This window comes from Pelosinus sp. IPA-1 (genome assembly GCF_030269905.1).
GTDB lineage: Bacteria > Bacillota > Negativicutes > DSM-13327 > DSM-13327 > Pelosinus.
This window is the reverse complement of the sequence record NZ_BSVC01000001.1, coordinates 177087-196697: the sequence shown is the minus strand read 5'-3', so window position 1 is coordinate 196697 and position 19611 is coordinate 177087. Positions and strand designations below refer to the sequence as shown.

The window sequence follows — 19611 nt, the reverse complement described above, 5'->3', positions numbered from 1 at the left end:
ATATAAAACCTCCTCAAAATTTAAAATCGGTAAGCATATACTTTAATGATTTGGTTGCTCTGCTTTTGCGTGATAATAACGTCCCAATTGGTTCTCCCCATTTTTTTGAAAGTTCTTTAAAGGTATAACCCTCTATTTCCGTCGCTATCCAAATCGCTCGCTGTCTAGGTTCTAATTTCATCAGTGCAGCAAAAAAATATTCACGAAACTCTTTGTTTTGTAAATTGGTCTCAATGTCGCCATTGGGATCAATCATATTTTCCACCCAAGGCGCACCTGTGGACTCATCCATCTTATCCAGTGACAAAACTGGCCGCGATTGACGAAGATGATCGACAATTTTATTTCTAATCGAGCGATACATATATGCAATAAGATTTTCTATATGATGCTGAAAATCTACTTTGTTATATATATTAAAGATGACATCAGCGACAATATCCTCAGCATCCATTTGTGATATCCCTGTTACTTTGCGGCGTACATATTGTATGAATTTTGTTCGCTCATGTTCAATCTTTTTACTAAAGTATTTTTGTTCTTCATCCATATGTAAGCTTCTCCATTTTAAAATAGCTAACTATTAATTTCACCCAGGCATTCACACCTACTGATAATTTTCTTCACTATTTATATGACGGATATAAACACTATTTATTGCATAAGTTTTCTTATTTTAGCACAAAAATACTATTACATCTATTTATTGTTATCCATAACAATAAAAGCCCCTCTAAAAAAGAGTGGGCTGTTTTTTCACTTTAGGGATTCTAAATTTCTTTTCTCTGCATTATCATATCTATATTAATTGCCAATATGGCTATGACTGTTAGTATTCCACCTACAAGTTGAATAGGAAATACACTCTCATTTAAAAAATATTGACCACTTAGCACTCCGATAATAGGTACTACATTCAGATAGATCGTCGTAATGGCAACATCTAAATGCTTTAAGACGTACATATATAACAGATAACAACCAACAGTACAACAGACAGCAAGGAATAAAATATGCCAAAAAGCCACTAAAGAAAACACTCTCCACTCTTGATATTCTAAGAGAGCTAAGGGCAACAGACATAATGTTCCAAAACCGGTTTGGTAAGTTATCATGCATACTCCGGAATACTTTCCTTGCAAAGACTTATTGAGCAAAGTGTAAAGTGCCCAAGATACCATCGCACCAATCATGAGCATATTTCCCTTGAAATTTACAGAGTTAAATTCAATTTTCCCATTTGCCGTTACTGATAAATAAGTTCCTATTAACGCGATACCAACTGCCAAAAGTTTTAATCCAGTTATTTTACTGTGAAAAAATAATACATCCAAACTAATTGCAATAATCGGAATGACGGTTACGATGAGAGATGCATTCACAGCGGTCGACAACTTAACCCCCATATTTTCAAAATAAAAATAACACGTGATACCCAGAATTCCACCCACTACCATTTTAGGCAGATCTACGTTAGCTACGGTTGCCCTTGGTTCTACTTTTTTCAGCAGAATGCCAAGAAGTAAGGAAGCAATAGTAAAACGCACTAAGGCCATCGTAGTCGGTGGAATTTCAGTTACTGCTATTTTTATACTTACAAATGAAACGCCCCACAATACCACTACCATGGCCATCATTAAATTGGCTATTACTTGTTTTTGAGTACAAAAACTAATCCCTCTCTGGTACCATAAAATTTGTTCTTTCATAACGCCCTCCTGTTTTTCTTTATCATAACAAAGAAAAATCTAGGCGTATTGTAAAAAATTGATACTATCAAAATCAAATTTGTTAGTATCAATTGTTAATTATATTAATTTTTCGTATCGATCAGGAGTGATTCCCATATGGCTTTTGAAAACTTTACTAAAATGACTTTGGTCATAAAATCCAGCTTCTAATGCTACGTCTGTTATTTGTCGCTGTTTACGTAGTTGTTTTTTTGCATAATTAATTCTCAATAGGGTTTGATACATATGAGGGGGAATACCAAATTCCTCCTTAAATAGGCGAATGATATGGAATTTATTAATTCCTGATACTTTTTCTAACAAATCCAAAGTAATTTTATCAAAGAAATTACTTTGCAAATACTCTTTAATGATTTGCAATTTAGGTAATTCCTTCTTACATCTTCCTTTATCTACTGGATCGATTTGACTAACAATTTTTTCAAAAATAGCGATAATACTTTCTTCTTTCTCTAGCGGGCTTGCATTCTGAACTAAATTCTCTATCATTTTATTCGTCATGCTAAATATTTCAGGATCTGAAATATTCTTTACAACTGGATATTGGTATAAATCTTTTGCCTCACTATTCATAAAGCTATCAATCCATGCAGCATTAATAAATAACATGTTATACTTCCATTGCTCTTTTTGCTCAGGATTGCAGGAGTGAACTAAGTCAGGTGGTATAAAGACAATTGTTCGGGGAGATACCTCTTCGGACTTTCCTTCATACCAAAAAGAACTCTTCCCTTTATCCACAATTCCAAGAGAGTATTCTTCATGAGCATGTTTTTTATAGGAAAGTTGACTTGTATCACATTGTTTTAATTCAAAATATGGCAAATCCTTATCACGATAAAATTGCACACCCATTAGATACTCTCTCCTACCTTTACCTCTACAGTTTCTACTTTGCGCTTAATAAATAAAATTGATAATGTAGTGATTGCTATGCAGATAGCTATACTATAATAAGAATAATAAACACCTATTACATCGTTCGCTACACCCATAAACATATTAACGACCATAGCAATAAGAGTTCCACACATCAAAATTAGCCCTGTGGCATAGGATGCAGCTTCCTTAAAAACTGTATGTGCCGTCATTATAATGGTAGGATAGATTATAGAATAAAATAACCCTGCGATAGAGAATATAATGAGCCCGGCTTCACCTAATAGTATACCGACGGTAGAAAACAAAGTAGCAAAACATCCATAGAGCAGCATACTCTTAAAAGTTCCCAGTCTATCAACGATATATCCACCAAATAACCTTCCCACTGTTTCGGCCCCAAAGAATAAGGCTGCGTACAGCGCCCGACCATCGGCATCTAATTTGAATTCTTCCCCCATGTAAGTAACAAACCAATTTCCTATCCCATATTCAGAGGCAAGGTAAAAACCTAAAGCGATAATATAAAGATAAAGCATTTTATTTTTAAGCAAATCCATTTTACTATAATTTGCTTTTTCACTTTTTGGTGCATAGGGTATTTTTATTAGTAGCAAATATACAAATAAAATCCCGGAACAAAACAGCATAAAAACATAAAATTGGGTCCACTCTACTCCTTTTGATAAAAGATTACCAACGACTTTTTGAATTACAGTGTTACTAGCCCCATAAGAAAAATTTACAAAATTCATCAGTACGGCGGTTGAGGCAACGGTAAGGACTGGCCCTAAGGTATTTACCCCAACATTAAACATGGCCATGCCAATATTTAAACCAAATAAACCAAGAATTAATACCAGGTAGCTTTTACAGGTAATTAAAAGTAATAAGGAAGCCATACCAATTAAAAAGCCAAGAGCTATGACCTTCTTATAACCAATTTTTTCAATAAAGATCCCGCCAATATACTGAAAGACTGCGTAAGCCAACAGACCTGCTGTTAACATATAGCCAATTTCCGTATTATTAAGCCGAAAATCTTCTTTAAAAAAGGGCACAAAGATTCCTTTAAAGTTATCACTCATGGCAACAATTACATATAGCAGAACTAATAAAATTGTAATTGGTGTATTATTAAATTGCTTAGCTTTTAGCCCCTTATTGTTCATGAATAGCTCCTTTAGGTCCTAAGTTCAGTTTGTTCTAAGGACTACTTATTGATGCTGTCCAATCCAATCAGACCACATAACGGGCAAATCATCACTTGATTGAGTTACATAATCATAAAACTGTTTAATAAAGAGTGCCCGATCTTCATAAAGTTTCCGTTCCCAAGCTTTTTTAGATGATGGTATTTCCCGAAGATCCATATTACCTAATAAAGCTTGACGTTTCATGATATCTTCAAAGCTAACCTTTTTCCCATTTCGCAAAATATCATACATAGCCATAAAAGTAGTCGTCCGGCCATGGCCAGCATGACAATGAAAATGAAGCCAAGCATCTTGAGGTAAGCTCTTATAAAACTGAATAAATTGATCTACATTCTCATTACTAGGCGGCATATGATCCGTAACGGGAATACGAAAATATTGTACTCCATAAGAAGAAACAAGTTGAGCTTCCGTAAGTGCATTGCTGATTTTCCCTGCCTCGTTTGCTTTAAAAGGTGCTATGTTTATGGGAGTAGTTAGTGATGACTGCAATCGTTCTTGTTCATCTTTCTCAATTTCCTCTAAGCTTTTACCAACATTTGCCCAGTTTTTTTTCCCATACCAGCTTACAGCCGTACCATCTAAAAATCCATGAGATTCTTGCCGTAAGTCAACAATAATGATTTTCCCAGATATTTTACCTAAAACTTGGGTAAATTCTTTTTCTGAAAATTGAGCACTCCCTGATTCATGCAGTTCTGTAAGCCCTAACGTAGAAGGTATATTTTCTGTAAAATTCTCTAAATTACTTGTTGTTCTAAAATTTTTAGGAAGCTGCGATTCATGATTGCTGTCAATCTTAATGACTGGTTCATTTTGTGTAACTTCAGACATAGCCCGTAGAAAAGACGGACAAAATAATAAGAGGAACGCAATCATTGCTGCAATTTTTTTCATAATAACTACTCCTTTTGTTGGTTTTACCAGATACTACTGGCATATTTTTGCTCCTATGTATATTCCATATGCAAACGACCATTTCCTTGTACAAAAGTAATAACTTTAAAAGAAAGAGTTTAATATAAGATACAGTTGAATTTTATACGTATTTTTGATAAGATTTGGTGAGTCGAATTTCCTTTTATTATAGATTACGAATACTAATCTATAAACAAATTTTTAAGTTACAAAGTCTAAATAGAGTGGGCTGGACTGAATTCTTCACATAGCTCATCCATAAAATATTGAATAGGAATAGGTGACAAGATGTTACATCAATTTTCTCGAACTGAATTACTAATTGGCGAGGAAGCATTAAATAGATTAAAGAACAGTAAAGTAGCTGTTTTTGGCATTGGCGGTGTAGGATCTTATACTGTAGAAGGATTGGTTCGATCAGGGGTAGGCAAACTAGTCCTCATTGATGACGACTGTGTTTGCTTAACTAACATTAATCGTCAATTACTTGCGACCCGCAAAACTGTAGGCAAAGCTAAAGTTGAGGTTATGAAAGAACGAATTTTAGAAATTAACCCTGACGTAGAAGTAACAACCTTACAAAAATTTTATATGCCAGATACTGCCGATGAATTAATTTTTGATGACTATGACTATATCGTAGATGCCATTGATACAGTAACAGGAAAAATTGATTTAATTCAAAAGGCTAATGCGAAAAATATCCCCATTATAAGCTGCATGGGTGCCGGTAATAAACTAGATCCAACACAATTTGAAGTAGCGGATATTTACAAAACTTCTGTATGCCCCTTAGCCAAAGTAATGCGTAAAGAATTAAAAAAACGTGGGATTCCTTCCTTAAAGGTGGTCTATTCAAAAGAAGTGCCAATAACCCCAAAAGAAACAGAAGGGTCGAGTTGTACAACAGGTTGCATCTGCCCCTCAGGCACTACCCGAAAATGTACAATTCGCCGTCAAATCCCTGGTAGTATCTCTTTCGTGCCATCCGTTGCTGGCCTAATCATCGCTGGTGAAGTCGTAAAAGACATTGCCTTTAGTAAGAAGTAAAAAGAAAAATTTACAAATTTTTAACCACAGAGACACAAAGGGCACAGAGGAAAATAAATAGGGTTAAAAAATTCCCCTCCGTGACTCTGCGCCTCTGTAGCTAAATCATTCTTTTCTCGCTCTATTCTAAAACATATACTCTCTAGCGCAATAAGAAAGCACTAGTTGCCAATGAAACGGCAGCTAGTGCTTTTTTTGTAGTTATAAAGAAGACTTGATTCAGATGGAGTTTTAACTCCATCTGAATCTTAGTCGCACTTATCCAGGGACTTAGCCGCTCTTAACTCCCACTTATATAAGTGAGCCTTGGATTCGAAAATCCTTAGAGCGAACTTACTTCGAGTTTTACAGACTGTTATCCGAACCAGAGTGCAGGATATTACAGGCTGTTAACGAGATGAAGTTGGGAGTCTTAGAGCGGTTTAGTCATCGGATAAATACTTTCTTGGATTCACAATTTTACCTTCCAATACGGCAGCAGCGACTGTCGCTGGGGAGGCAAGGAAGATTTCAGACTTAGGACTGCCCATCCTGCCTAAGAAATTTCGATTATTCGTTGCAATGACTTTCTCCCCATCTGATACAATACCGCCACTCCTGCCACAGCATAAGCCACAGGAAGGTGGATTCATAATGGCTCCCGCTTCCACTAAAATACCGATAATACCTTTTTTCACAGCTTCTGCGTAGATACTGCGGCTAGCAGGGGTCACAATAAGCCTTGTAAAAGGGGCAATTTTACGTCCCTTTAGTATTTCGGCTGCGATCTCCAAATCTTCAAGCCTGCCATTGGTACAGGATCCAATAAAACCTTGATCTATTTTTGTTCCATACAATTGTTCCACATCACTAATATTATCTACATTTGATGGACAGGCAACAACAGGTTTTAATGTGGATGCATCATAGGTGAAAACCTTTTCATACCCTGCATCATGGTCGCTTTTTAAATCCTGATACTTATTGCCATCTACGCCACTAAATGCGAAAGTTTTTTCATCAGGGGCAATTACTCCGACCTTAGCTCCCGCTTCTACTGCCATGTTGGAAAGCGTCATTCTTGAAGATATACTTAAACCATCAATTGTGGAGCCAGTAAACTCCATGGCTTTATAAGTAGCTCCGTCAGCTCCAATATCCCCAAGAATTCTTAAAATGATATCTTTGGCATATACGCCCTTTGGTAGATCACCATTTATGATAAACTTTAGAGTTGGCGGAACCTTTATCCATAACTCTCCCGTTCCAAAAATTGCCGCCATTTCCGTATAACCAATCCCTGTAGAAAAAGCACCAATTGCCCCATAGGTAGTCGTATGAGAATCTGTACCAAAAACCACTTGACCAGGAACAACATATCGTAACTCTGGCATCAATTGATGACAAACACCATCAGAACGATGAACAGCCTTAATGTTTTGTTCTCTGGCAAAGTCATCCCCTATTTTATGGTGGCGAAAATCTTCAATAAAACTAGTGGGAACAAGATGATCATAGACAAAAACAATCTTATCTGGATTCCAGACTTTCTCAAAGCCCATTTCTCTAAATTTTTCAACTACAAAAGGGGCAAAAATGTCGTGAACCATGACCCGATCCACATTAACATTGAGCAGTTCACCTGGAGTAACCGACTTTTTCCCAGTATTTTTCATGATGATTTTTTCTGCTAGAGTATATCCCATAATCCTACCTCCTTTTTACACTACTTGCCATTCCGTTCTCTCATAAAAGGAACTAGTCCGCCTGCTTCTACCATCTTTAGTAAATCCCTGGGTATGGAAGATACCTTAAATGCTTTTTTCCCTAGGGATACTTTACTGCTTTCAAGATTTACAGAAACTTCATCGCCTTCTCCGCAACAATCATAAAGGTCTTCATTCTCAAGAAGCAGCAAACCATTATTAAACGCATTGCGATAAAATATCCTAGCATAAGATTTAGCAATAATACAGCCAACTTTCAATGCTGCGATAATTTCTGGCGCTTGTTCCCGTGAAGAACCACAACCAAAGTTTTTCCCTGCTACAATAATGTCCCCTGGATTAATCAATTCAGGCAACCTGGGCCTTAGAGGATAAAATGCATATCTCTTCATATCTTCTACTGAGTTCAAGGCAAGAAACTGGGTAGGGATAATAATATCCGTATCAATATCATCTCCTAGTTTCCAAACTCTTCCTGTAAATTTTCTATTCATTGTACTGCCCCCCTGGGATCTGTTATTTTTCCTGTAAGAGCTGAAGCAGCAACCGTAGCTGCTGAAGCCAAGTAAATACTGGAATTAGGATGGCCTGCTCTACCTTTAAAGTTTCGTGTTCCTGTAGATAATAAGACTTCCCCTTCACCAATTACCCCCTGGCAGCTTCCCCAGCAAACACTACAATTTGGATTAAGTACCATCGCGCCACTTTCGACGAAAATGTCAATGAGCCCTTCTGATAAAGCCTGTAAGTATATTGCTTTCGAGGCAGGGGAAATCAGTAGTTTCATATAAGGATCAACCTTATTTCCCCGTAAAATTTCTGCGGCAGCACGAAGTTCTTCGATTCTTCCGTTATTGCAGGAACCAATAAATCCCTGATTAATCTTTACTTCGGAAATCTCTTTTATGGGAACGACATCATCTACACAGTGAGGTATAGCAATCATCGGCTCTAATTCATCTAAATTATAGTAATATATCTTCTCATACACTGCATCCTCATCACTAGTAAATAGATGCATATCTTGACGCCCTTTGGAGGTAACATATTCAATAGTAGTTTCATCTGGCGCAATAAGACCACTTTTTGCTCCTGCCTCCACCGCCATATTACAAAGTACAACTCTATCATCAATGGTAAAATCTTTCACGGCCGGTCCGCCAAACTCCATAATCTTGTAGTTAGCTCCATTTGCCCCTATGTCACCAATGATTTTTAAGATCAAATCCCGCGCATATACACCTGGTTTAAACTTACCTTCAATAATAAACTTTAATGTCTCTGGCACCATCAGCCATATTTCTCCTGTATGCATTACAGAAGTAAAATCCGTACAGCCCACCCCTGTGCCAAAGGCTCCTAGCCCACCATAAGAACAGGTATGAGAATCTGCCGCAATGATCAACTGTCCCGGTACAACAAAATCTTCAATCATGATCTGATGACACACGCCTGTTCCTTCATAAAATGGAATTTGATGTTTTTGCGCAAATATTCGCATTTTTTTGTGTACCTCAGCAGTTTTGGCACTTTCTGAAGGCACATTATGATCTACAATAAAAACTACCTTATCTGGATTATAGACTTTTTCTGCCTTCAGTTGATTTTCAAATATATCAATATTTAAATGGGTTGTACCATCATTACTCATACATAAATCTACTTTTGCCGTGATGATTTCCCCAGGTTTCACAACATCCTTACCACTAGCCCGAGCCAAGATTTTCTCTCCTATCGTCATTCCCATTGTCGTACCCCCTTTATTTCTGATTTAAAAATCCGATCAAGCCGCCTGCTTTTAATATGTTCATCACGTGAGCTGGCAACGTGGTAGATGTAAAAATTTCACCTGATTTGACACTTCGGATGCTACCTCTTTGCACGTCGATCTCGAGGGTATCCTGATTTTGTACATCATCATAAACTTCTTTGCAGAGTATTACCGGCAATCCAATATTAATCGCATTTCTAAAGAAAATTCTTGCAAAAGATTTTGCTACCACTGCACTTACCCCTAAGGCTTTTAGTACTAATGGAGCCTGTTCTCTGGAAGAACCGGAACCAAAATTTTCTCCTCCTACAATGACGTCACCTGCACATATAGTAGAAGCAAAGTCTTTGTCTAAAGGTTCAAAGGTATACTGCTTCATTTCCTCTACGGTGGGCAATAGCAAATATTGGGACGGAATGATTTGATCCGTATCTACATCATTACCGAATTTCCATACCTTACCTTTAATCAATTTAATCATCTCTCTTTCTAGCCTTTCTACTATTATAAAAGTTAACGTGTTATAATAATAATACATATTAATTATATTTAATATAACGAGGGGTTATAGTATGAGTAAAGATTTAGAACTATATAAAATTTTTCATACTGTTGCATACTATAAAAATATCTCCCATGCAGCAGCGGCATTGTATATCAGTCAACCAGCAGTAAGTAAGTCCATAAAAAAACTAGAAGCAATTCTTGATATTAAATTATTTTCCCGCAGTTCAAAGGGAGTGACTTTAACGACAGAAGGGAAACTTTTCTATGAATATATAGAAAAGGCACTCCATCTCATTTCAGAAGGTGAAAATACCCTAACGGAACTTAAGAGCAAAAAACAAGGTGTAATTACCATTGGTGTTAGTACGACGTTATGTAAGCATTTTCTTCTCCCCCACCTTAAACCCTTTATGAATCAATATCCTGAAATTAAAATAAAAATTATTAATAAAACCACTTTTGATACATTACAGCACATTGACCAAGGAATGATTGACTTTGGTATTGTCAGCCGCCCATTTAATCTGGATTCCTATACTTTTATCAAATTAGCTACTATCCAAGACATCTTTGTTGCTGAAAAAGAGTATTTAAAAAGCATTCAAGTGGTGGCGCCTAACGATATTTTCACAAAAGCCATTTTCATGCTTCTCGAATCAGATAATATTACACGCCAATATATTGATCAATTTTTTATTGAAAATAATATATTTATTAAACCTGAAATAGAAATTAATACTATGGATTTTCTTATTGAATTTGCCAAAATTGGCTTAGGCGTAACCGTTGTAATTAAAAATTTTATTGAACAAGATCTGGCCAATGGGAACCTTGTAGAAATTCCCGTTTCCCCTCCCATTCCGTCTCGCACCATCGGCATAATATTTAATAAGAAAAAAAATTTATCGATTGCAACCCAAACCTTCCTCTCTTATCTTCAAACTCTTATCTAAAGCAAGTTTCCTCTATTTTCCATATTATTTAATTGTTTTTCTCTTGCACGTTACATCGTTATATCGTAATATATAGATATAATGATATTAAAAGTGAGGAGAGATGAAATTTATGAAGATATTGATCGTTGGCGGAGTAGCTGGAGGCGCAAGTGCAGCGGCACGTTTAAGACGTTTAGATGAAACAGCTGAGATTATTCTTTTTGAAAAAGGAGAACATATCTCCTTTGCTAACTGTGGTTTGCCTTATTATGTAGGCGAAGTTATTCGCGAAAAAGAACAGCTTGTCGTACAAACACCAGAAGCAATGAATATACGATTTAATATTGACGTGCGAGTCTTTAGCGAAGTCCTAAGTATTGATACTGAGAAAAAAGAACTTGTGGTAAAGGATCTTAGAAAAGGCACTAACTATAGAGAATCATATGATAAATTAATTCTCTCGCCAGGTGCCGCTCCAATTAAACCTCCGATCCCTGGCTTAGAGGCGGCGAATGTTTTCACCATGAGAAATATTCCGGATACCTATGCTATTAAAGATTTTGTTGACACTCATCAACCCAAACGAGCCATTGTCGTAGGAGGAGGATTCATCGGTATTGAATTAGCTGAGAATCTAGTAGAAAGAGGCATCAAAGTTACCTTAGTGGAATTAGCCAATCAAGTAATGGGGCCCATCGACTTTGAAATGGCAGCTTTAGTGCATCAATATTTAAAAGAAAAAGGCATGGAAGTTTATCTGGAAGATGGCGTAACATCAGTGCGTCAAGAAGAGAATTATTCCATTGTTTCACTTACGAGCAATACAGAGCTTAAAGCAGATATCATTCTATTAGGCATTGGCGTTATTCCAGATACTAAACTGGCAAAATCAGCGAATTTAGTTTTAGGAGAAAGAGGCGGAATTCAAGTTGACAAAAATTTAAGAACTTCAGATCCTGATATTTATGCTGTCGGTGATGCCATTGAAGTAATTGATTATGTAAACGGTCACCCTACTCTCATTCCATTAGCTGGGCCCGCCAATAAACAAGGACGAATTGCTGCCAATCATATTTTAGGCAGGCAAGATGAGTATACTGGAACACAAGGAACTTCTGTACTCAAAGTATTTGATGTAACAGTATCTTCTACAGGAAATAATGAGAAAATACTAAAGAGATTTCAAATTCCCTATGAAAAATCCTACACCCATTCTTTATCCCATGCAGGTTACTACCGTGGTGCGACCACAATTTCTCTAAAGCTCCTTTTTTCTCCAATCGATGGAAAAATACTCGGCGCTCAAGCAATTGGCCAGGCAGGCGTGGAAAAAAGAATTGATGTCATTGCGACAGCGATTCGTGCTGGTATGACAGTTTATGATTTAGAGAAATTGGAATTATCTTATGCACCACCCTATTCATCTGCAAAAGATCCTGTCAATATGGCTGGTTATGTTGCATCCAACATATTAAAAGGAGATCACAAAATTATTCATTGGGACGAAATCAAGCAAGTAGATAAAGAAAATGCTCTTTTAGTCGATGTACGAACCCCTATAGAATTTGGTATGGGTTCGATAGAAGATGCCATCAACATTCCCCTCGATGAACTAAGAGGCAGACTCCAGGAAATTCCTAAAAATAAAGAACTCATTCTTTTTTGCCAGATCGGATTAAGAGGCTATTTGGCTTATAGAATCCTAGTCCAAAATGGCTTTACAAATCTGAAAAATTTAAGTGGCGGTTATAAAACCTATACTACTGCCATGCAAGAACAATCCAATCGGGATATTTTCCGTTATGAAGAATTGCAGAAAGAAAATGTACAGCAAACCACCACATCACCCCAAAGCAAACAAGTTGACGTTACCATTGATGCTTGTGGATTACAGTGTCCTGGTCCGATTATGCAAGTTTATAATACCCTGAATACAATGCAGCTTGGTCAAGTTTTAGAAGTAATAACTACTGATCTGGCTTTTGGCTCCGACATAAAGGCTTGGTGCGTAAGCACTGGTAACCTTTTGCTAGAGGTAAATACCTCAAATCAGCTTGTCAAAGCTTATATAAAAAAAGGCACTGCATTACAAAAGGAAAGTACGAACCTTAATTCCCCTAACAATGATAAAACGATGGTTGTCTTCAGTGGTGATTTAGATAAGGCAATTGCTGCCTTCATTATTGCCAATGGAGCCGCGGCTATGGGAAGAAAAGTAACTATGTTTTTCACCTTTTGGGGACTTAATATTCTTAGAAAACCAATTAAAGTAAATACTAGTAAAACACTGCTAGAAGCTATGTTTGGCATGATGATGCCTAGAGGATCTAAAAAACTTGGCTTATCCACTATGAATATGGGTGGTATTGGTGGTAAAATGATACGGTATATTATGAACAAAAAAAATGTTTCTTCTTTAGAAGATCTAATTCAGCAGGCCCAAAGACAAGGCATTCGAATCGTAGCTTGCAGCATGTCCCTAGATGTAATGGGCATCAAAGTAGAGGAGCTAATAGACGGCATTGAAGTCGCCGGTGTTGCTACGTATCTTAGCGCTGCAGAATTAGCCGATACCAATTTATTTATCTAATACAGTAGAAATTGAGGGTGATAATATGGAAGATATGAGAAACTATATTCAGCAAAGCGAAGTACTCAAAGCAATCGCCCATCCCGTAAGACTTTGTATTGTTAGAGGCTTAATTAATAACCAATGTAACGTAACAAAGATGCAAGAATGTCTGAATCTCCCCCAATCCACAGTTTCCCAGCATCTAGCAAAACTAAAGTCAGCAGGGATTATTGAAGGAGAACGAAAAGGGTTAGAAATCTGTTATAAGGTAGCCAATCAACAAGTAAAAGATATTGTAGCAATACTATTTTAGTCACTCTTAAAAAATCGCACCTTACAGACCATCCCATGGCTGTAAGGTGCGTTCTTTATTACTCTATAAATTCCTACTCAATGACTGGAATCACTGGGCGGTCTTTACTTCTTTTGCTTTTGTCAAACTTTCCTTCGATGGCATCTTTCACATGTTGTACATAAATATCTTGTATGCCTACATTTTCACCTAAACCGTGAAGATAAGTATCTACTTTAAACCCAGCTGCTATCAACTGGGATTTGAACGATTCTTTATCATCCCCAGCCATATCGTTGTTGGCATGATCACCAGCAACCAGCATAAAAGGCATTAACGTTACTTTTTTAATCTTATTTGCTCTCAATTCAGTTATAAGATTTTCTACTGTTGGATATCCTTCAACTGTGAATATAAAGACATTTTTAAGACCAGCATCGTTAATCTTCATTTGCAGTGCAGCATAAGCTGCATTGGAAGGATTTACACCACCATGGCCCATCATAGCAACGGCCTCTTGCTTACCTAGTTTTGGCAATTGATTTTCTAACGCTTTGATAGCAATTGCATAATCATCCGGTTTTTCCCCTTCTTGTCCTGTATAGTAAAGAACTGGGTGCCCAATAGATATTTTATTAAAAGCTTTACTTTCTTCATACTTTTCAACAACATGAGTTAGTTTTGCATATTCATCGCCAGCTTCCATATGCAGGGGTTGAACAATGACTTCCGTATATCCTTCTGCTTTCAACTTATCGAGTGCTTGCTTTTCAGTATCAATTTTAATACCGTCCCGTTCAGCTAATCTTTTGATAATAATTCGAGAAGTAAACGCTTGGCGAACTTCATACTCAGGAAAAGCTTCGCGAATTTTAGACTCCACAGCATCAGTCGTTACTTTTCGTGTATCCGCAAAAGTAGTACCAAAGCTAACAACTAAAATAGCCTTCTTATCTGTCAAGTCTGCAGCACTCGCTGTTTGCCTCATGGTAAAGCCTCCAATAATGGCAATGGATAAAAATAAAATTCCAAGTACTCTCATGATTTTATTCATAACACTACACCTAACCTTTCATATTTACTAAATTAAAATTTACTGCTTATTAGATTAGTAGCTTAATTCACCTCACTCATCAAAAATAAAGAAGACTTGATTCAGAAGGAGTTTTAACTCCACCTGAATCTTAGTCGCACTTATCCAGGACTTAGCCGTTCTTAACTCCCACTTATATAAGTGATCCTTGGGTCCGGAGTCCCTTAGAGCGAACTTATTTCGAGTTTACAGCCTGTTTACCTGACCATAAAGGGCAGGGAATTACAGACTGCTAGCGAGATAAGGATGGGAGTCTTAGAGCGGTTTTGTCATCGGATAAAACTTCAGCCAAATTACTTAAATACAATGTAAGAGTTTTTATACTTTTATATACTATAGCGTATGTAATGCACTCGGATAATTAAGCAACTACACTACATTACACTTGACTGAAAAAAGGAGTTCCGCTTCCACGGAACTAGCTGTCCTTCCCTAGGGCAGCTCACAACAATATGGATTTGAAAGTTTGAAGCATATGTTAGCTATTTCGCACCCAAATACGAAATAGTCACATAACAAATAAAAATCTCCCGACCACAAGTCGGGAGAACATTAAGAACATCTAGTTATATCTAATAAAAATCCCGGCACTATATACGCCGGGAAATAAGTACAATACAACCTTGGTGTGCACTTAATCCCCTCCCCATCGCTCGTGGGTAAAACGGTGATTATCAAATAGGCAGTTCTCCTGGCTCTGGATCATTGCTTACCCAAACCTTCCCAAAACTTTCGTCTCAGTGGTATACCTTGGGTTCGCTCCTCATTACAGTGGCGGGACCGCGCCGGCATGAAACCGGACTTCCCTATTAAGCCCCTTAGGGCACCTATCTCTATTTATTAAGTTTTCAGTTAAATCGTCTTCACACATATGATAGCACTTTATTAAGAAATATACAAGCCTGTATATTTCTTACTGATCTTCCATTTTAAATTCTTTGTAACCGCCAGAAATGTTAGGAAAGGGTATATTTTCATTCTAAAGAACAAAGAAACCTTAATGCGAATCTTCCAAAGAAGCGCAGGTAATATTTTGCTCTCGGTAGATCCTCAGTTTTGCTATATCTTCTTTATATTGAGGATATTGGGCAACATCTTCATCTAATAATGTCTTTATAAAGGCGTAGTGTTTTATAGCTTCATTACTCATGCCGTAATACACCCACTGAGACTTTTTTTCGCTATAGATAATTCCTGCATCGCGAAGTTTCGCCAAATGCCTAGATACGTTGGACTGACTGCTTTGCAGAATGGCTTCAATCTCACAAACGCACAAATTTTCAACCCATAACAAATTTATAATTCTTAATCTAGTTTCATCGCTTAATGCCTTTAGTGTCCGTATTATGTTCATGTTCTCCTCCAACTCTCCAATTGATTTAGTGAAGCTATGTTATATATAAAGTTACAGTACATGATTATATTAATTTTTAATCATATACTGTATATTTACCTTTGTCAACATACCTCTACTTTATACCGTTCATTCTTTATACAAGGTACATTTAGTACGGCAACCGATATCTACTAAAATTCCATAGGCTGAAGGGTGGGTAAAAATTTATGCCTCATTGAAAAATTAGTATACATACAGGAATGGTTAAATATTTATATATGAAAGAATGGAACCACTCTTTATTTAATAGAGTAATTCCATTCCCTTTATCATTACCAATATTATTCTAATCCCCAAAAGGTTAACTATATTTTAAACTTATTCACAACCGATAGCAGTTTCTCTGAACTAACCCGTTCTTCCTCGGCTTGCTTAATAATACTGTTTACTTTATCCGCGATAATTAAAGTCTTACTCGCAATAGTCCGGGATCCTGCAGCACCTTCGTTGGCTGATAAAGAAATTTCATCAATTGCTGTAACCATGTTTTGAACAGATTTCAAAATATTTTCTGAACTATTTTGAAACTCTGTGACAATATTATTAAAGTATTGCGCATCATTGGTATAATTTTTCGTAGTTTCAATTTGATTTTCATAATCTTTTACTACTCTTTTATCAATAAAACCCAATACTTGTTCAGAACTATCGACTAAATTTTTGACAGCTTCAACTACAGTTTTTGTCACATCTTGAATTTCTGTGACAGACTTCTTGGAACTTTCGGCTAGTTTTCTAATCTCGTCAGCAACAACAGCAAACCCCTTTCCCTGTTCACCCGCCCTTGCTGCCTCAATAGCAGCATTCAAAGACAACAAGGAAGTTTGTTCAGTAATCGCTAAAATTGAATTTGAGAGGACATCAATGTGATCAACTGTTTTCGCACTTTCAATAGCGTTTCTTAGTTTCACATTCGTACTTGAATAAATATGATTGGCTTCATCGTGAGATTCTTCTGCTAATTGCCCTAGTTGACTTGCTTTAGCACTAATCACATTTGTACTTAAAGAACCTTCTGCCGATCGCCTAACAAATCCTGTCAATGATTTTTCAATTTTAGAAGATGTTGCATTCATTTCCTCAGCCGCTGTGGCAGTTTGTTGTATACCTGCTGATAAAGTTTGTGTAATACCCAATATTTCATTAACTTGGCAGTGGAGTTGATTGATTTCTGTATTCGTTCCATCGGCTGAAGCCTTAATATTCTTAGACTCTACAACTACATTTTGCACAATTTCCCTGATCGACGTAACCATTCGATCTGCCTTTTCCGTAATATACCCGATCTCATCTTTACTATTTCTTAACTCGCTGGGCAAATCAGCGGAGAAATCACTTGCTGCCAATTTATCAAAATACAGTAAAATGGCATTCATTTCGCGCTTTATCTTTAAGATTATCATCCCAGAAAACAGCAGCAATATCAAAATGGTCATAACACTTGTTACTATAAATACTGATTTGCTTTGTGAAACCAGTACTTCCGATTGTTTGTTCAAAGTTTCAGTTGCTTCTAACTCATATTTAACGATTTCTTCAATCTTGTTTACAACATCTTGTCCCATAAAGAATACAGGCTGCTTTTGTTCTTCAGAAAGCTGTTGCCCATCTTTGACTATATGCATTAACTGCAAAAGATTTTCTTGATACTTTTGCAATAATTGTTTTAGCTCTTTGATGGACCTCTTCTCTGATTCATTTTCTGCAGAATTTTCTGCGGCATCCAATTTTTGCATGGCTAACTTGGTCCTATTTACTACTTCCTTTTCACTGTCAGGTTTATATCCTTCATATAGTGTCTTGAGATAGTTTATTCGTATAAGAGTATAATCCGTTTTCACATCCAATATATTACTAGTAGGAAGATATCTTTCATGATACATCGTTATTTGGAGTTGTTTAGCCACATTCACTATTTTAATGCCAAAAAGGCTAATTGAAATAACGGCGATAATAGAAAGGATGGCAAGAATGAGGAAAGCAACAGTTATTTTAATGTTTTTCAAGGCAATTATTCCTTTCTAAAATTAATCCAGATCATCCATGTATATAAGAAATTTAGTTCTAGCCCATTTGGGGGCTAGAATAAACGCTATATGGTGAGATAATTATAACTTCCATTCCGATAAATATTCTCGTGAATTATCAATCATTTTATTAAATAATTGAGTTGCATCATCAACTGGTATAGTTACCAACGGATCATTTAAGAATGCACTTAAAGCCAATTCTTTATCTTTGTTAAAGGAAGCTTTCAAAATAGTATCTTGGTTATAAACATGCCTCACTACCAAACTTTCAATAGCAATAGGTAATCGGCCAGCCATTACTGGTTTAAGACTATCTCGCGTAAAGACAGCATTGGTTTCGACCACTGCGCCTATTGGCACCCCCGTTACTTGCCCCCTATTAAGTATATTAACATTAGTAACTAAATCTGCGAGGCCAAGAAGTGCTTTTATTTGTTTGACACCTTCCTCACCAGATTCCTTCAATTCAAATTTGTTTCTACCATTGACTAGGTTTTTACTTTTTTCACAGCGGTTATTTAAATCCTGTATCCTCCATTTTACTGGAGTTAGATTAAACTTCCACTTTTTAATAGTATCAAGATCTTTTAGATACCAATTACTTGGAAAAAATTCCGCCAAATGGCGATCCCCCGCCGCCGCTATAATCCCAAAACGCTTGAACAAATCAAATTTAACCCTGTTTGCCGAAGAAAAAGAATCATTAATCCAGTGCCCTTTTTGAGTACCATCTTCATATCCTTCTTGGTAAAAAGCATTCACAAACTCTTTATACAATGCAAACACATCTATATTCTTATAATTGGCTTCACTAATCCATGTAAAATGATTAATGCCAAGCACGTTAATCTTAATATCCGACCTTTCAATTCCATCAAGACCCTTTAATTCTCTTAAAACTGAAGCGAGAAGTTTTTGTGTCGCAAAGACTTCATGACAACAGCCAAATGCTTTTATTTCGGGAAATACTTCATATAAGGTCTTGGTGCATAAAGCCATAGGATTTGTATAATTAATAACCCAAGCCTTGGGTGAATATTTTTTTATTTTCTTAGCGATCTCCACATACATAGGTATTGTTCGTAAAGCTCTCAGTAATCCCCCAGGGCCTACCGAATCCCCCACAGATTGATAAATCCCATATTGTTCAGGTAAATGAACATCTGATGCCATATCTGCAAAAGTTCCAGGCAGAATAGATATTACTATAAAATCAGCACCAGATAGTGCTGCTTCCAATGTTTTTACTGCTTTATACTGCCACTTCCCTTTTACGTCCTCACGATCAAAAAGTGTATTTCCTAAAATTTCATTGTCCTGAGCCGCTTCAAAATCAATGTCGTAGAGCTTAACTGTACCTGACATACATTCTTCTACAGCTAAATCACTCATCAGTCTCCATGCCCAGCCCCTTGATCCGCCACCTATATAAGCAATTGTAATATCATTCACCCGATCTCCACAGTACTGCATTTTATCTCCTCCTTATTCAGC

At 36.7% G+C, this 19611-nt stretch carries 17 protein-coding genes and 1 riboswitch; of the genes, 4 read left to right on the top strand and 13 right to left on the bottom strand.

The window, feature by feature from the left end:
• Positions 1 to 13: 13 nt before the first annotated feature.
• From QSJ81_RS00840 to QSJ81_RS00820, 5 genes are all read right to left on the bottom strand, one after another.
• Positions 14 to 550 (bottom strand): RNA polymerase sigma factor, encoded by a 537-nt coding sequence (locus QSJ81_RS00840; RefSeq protein WP_285715518.1) that lies wholly within the window; start codon positions 548 to 550, stop codon positions 14 to 16.
• A 220-nt stretch (positions 551 to 770) separates the two neighbouring features.
• Positions 771 to 1709 (bottom strand): DMT family transporter, encoded by a 939-nt coding sequence (locus QSJ81_RS00835; protein WP_285715517.1) that lies wholly within the window; start codon positions 1707 to 1709, stop codon positions 771 to 773.
• A gap of 99 nt (positions 1710 to 1808) precedes the next feature.
• The gene (locus QSJ81_RS00830; RefSeq protein WP_285715516.1) at positions 1809 to 2606 is read right to left on the bottom strand and encodes an AraC family transcriptional regulator; all 798 of its coding nucleotides are present in this window, start codon (positions 2604 to 2606) and stop codon (positions 1809 to 1811) included.
• A complete protein-coding gene (locus QSJ81_RS00825; protein ID WP_285715515.1) occupies positions 2606 to 3802 on the bottom strand; it encodes an MFS transporter in 1197 nt (398 codons plus the stop codon). Before QSJ81_RS00825 ends, QSJ81_RS00830 begins: the two co-directional genes overlap by 1 nt.
• Positions 3803 to 3847: 45 nt before the next feature.
• Positions 3848 to 4744 (bottom strand): phosphatase domain-containing putative toxin, encoded by an 897-nt coding sequence (locus QSJ81_RS00820; protein WP_285715514.1) that lies wholly within the window; start codon positions 4742 to 4744, stop codon positions 3848 to 3850.
• Positions 4745 to 5053: 309 nt separating this feature from the next.
• Here QSJ81_RS00820 and QSJ81_RS00815 point away from each other — a divergent pair, with 309 nt between their 5' ends.
• Positions 5054 to 5815 (top strand): tRNA threonylcarbamoyladenosine dehydratase, encoded by a 762-nt coding sequence (locus QSJ81_RS00815; protein ID WP_285715513.1) that lies wholly within the window; start codon positions 5054 to 5056, stop codon positions 5813 to 5815.
• Between the two features lie 422 nt (positions 5816 to 6237).
• Here QSJ81_RS00815 and QSJ81_RS00810 read toward each other — a convergent pair whose 3' ends face one another.
• Genes QSJ81_RS00810 through QSJ81_RS00795 form a run of 4 tightly spaced genes read right to left on the bottom strand, consistent with a single transcriptional unit; the run spans position 6238 to position 9773 of the window.
• On the bottom strand, positions 6238 to 7500 hold the full coding sequence (locus QSJ81_RS00810; protein ID WP_285715512.1) for a 3-isopropylmalate dehydratase large subunit: 1263 nt from the start codon (positions 7498 to 7500) through the stop codon (positions 6238 to 6240).
• Positions 7501 to 7520: 20 nt separating this feature from the next.
• Complete coding sequence (locus QSJ81_RS00805; RefSeq protein ID WP_285715511.1) at positions 7521 to 8015, bottom strand: LeuD/DmdB family oxidoreductase small subunit; 495 nt, start codon at positions 8013 to 8015, stop codon at positions 7521 to 7523.
• A complete protein-coding gene (locus tag QSJ81_RS00800) occupies positions 8012 to 9268 on the bottom strand; it encodes a 3-isopropylmalate dehydratase large subunit (RefSeq protein WP_285715510.1) in 1257 nt (418 codons plus the stop codon). Before QSJ81_RS00800 ends, QSJ81_RS00805 begins: the two co-directional genes overlap by 4 nt.
• A 13-nt stretch (positions 9269 to 9281) precedes the next feature.
• Positions 9282 to 9773 (bottom strand): LeuD/DmdB family oxidoreductase small subunit, encoded by a 492-nt coding sequence (locus tag QSJ81_RS00795; protein ID WP_285715509.1) that lies wholly within the window; start codon positions 9771 to 9773, stop codon positions 9282 to 9284.
• Positions 9774 to 9864: 91 nt separating this feature from the next.
• On the opposite strand from QSJ81_RS00795, the gene QSJ81_RS00790 reads away from it, so the two are divergent.
• The 3 genes from QSJ81_RS00790 to QSJ81_RS00780 all read left to right on the top strand — a co-directional run bounded on the left by QSJ81_RS00790 (position 9865) and on the right by QSJ81_RS00780 (position 13619).
• Positions 9865 to 10752, top strand: coding sequence for a LysR family transcriptional regulator (locus tag QSJ81_RS00790; RefSeq protein ID WP_285715508.1), 888 nt, complete (start codon positions 9865 to 9867; stop codon positions 10750 to 10752).
• 112 nt (positions 10753 to 10864) lie between these two features.
• Complete coding sequence (locus tag QSJ81_RS00785; protein WP_285715507.1) at positions 10865 to 13324, top strand: DsrE/DsrF/DrsH-like family protein; 2460 nt, start codon at positions 10865 to 10867, stop codon at positions 13322 to 13324.
• A 25-nt stretch (positions 13325 to 13349) separates the two neighbouring features.
• A complete protein-coding gene (locus QSJ81_RS00780) occupies positions 13350 to 13619 on the top strand; it encodes an ArsR/SmtB family transcription factor (RefSeq protein WP_285715506.1) in 270 nt (89 codons plus the stop codon).
• 73 nt (positions 13620 to 13692) lie between these two features.
• Here the strand turns inward: QSJ81_RS00780 and QSJ81_RS00775 are convergent, their stop codons facing one another.
• From QSJ81_RS00775 to QSJ81_RS00760, 4 genes are all read right to left on the bottom strand, one after another.
• Positions 13693 to 14652 carry a sirohydrochlorin cobaltochelatase gene (locus QSJ81_RS00775; RefSeq protein ID WP_352230856.1) on the bottom strand — a complete coding sequence of 320 codons (960 nt, stop codon included), beginning with the start codon at positions 14650 to 14652 and terminating at the stop codon, positions 13693 to 13695.
• Between the two features lie 703 nt (positions 14653 to 15355).
• Positions 15356 to 15537: riboswitch (cobalamin riboswitch) on the bottom strand.
• Positions 15538 to 15688: 151 nt separating this feature from the next.
• The gene (locus tag QSJ81_RS00770; RefSeq protein WP_285715505.1) at positions 15689 to 16045 is read right to left on the bottom strand and encodes an ArsR/SmtB family transcription factor; all 357 of its coding nucleotides are present in this window, start codon (positions 16043 to 16045) and stop codon (positions 15689 to 15691) included.
• Positions 16046 to 16392: 347 nt separating this feature from the next.
• On the bottom strand, positions 16393 to 18093 hold the full coding sequence (locus QSJ81_RS00765; protein ID WP_285715504.1) for a methyl-accepting chemotaxis protein: 1701 nt from the start codon (positions 18091 to 18093) through the stop codon (positions 16393 to 16395).
• A gap of 102 nt (positions 18094 to 18195) precedes the next feature.
• Positions 18196 to 19590: a family 4 glycosyl hydrolase gene (locus tag QSJ81_RS00760; protein WP_285715503.1), complete on the bottom strand. Its 1395-nt coding sequence runs from the start codon at positions 19588 to 19590 to the stop codon at positions 18196 to 18198.
• Positions 19591 to 19611: the final 21 nt, after the last annotated feature.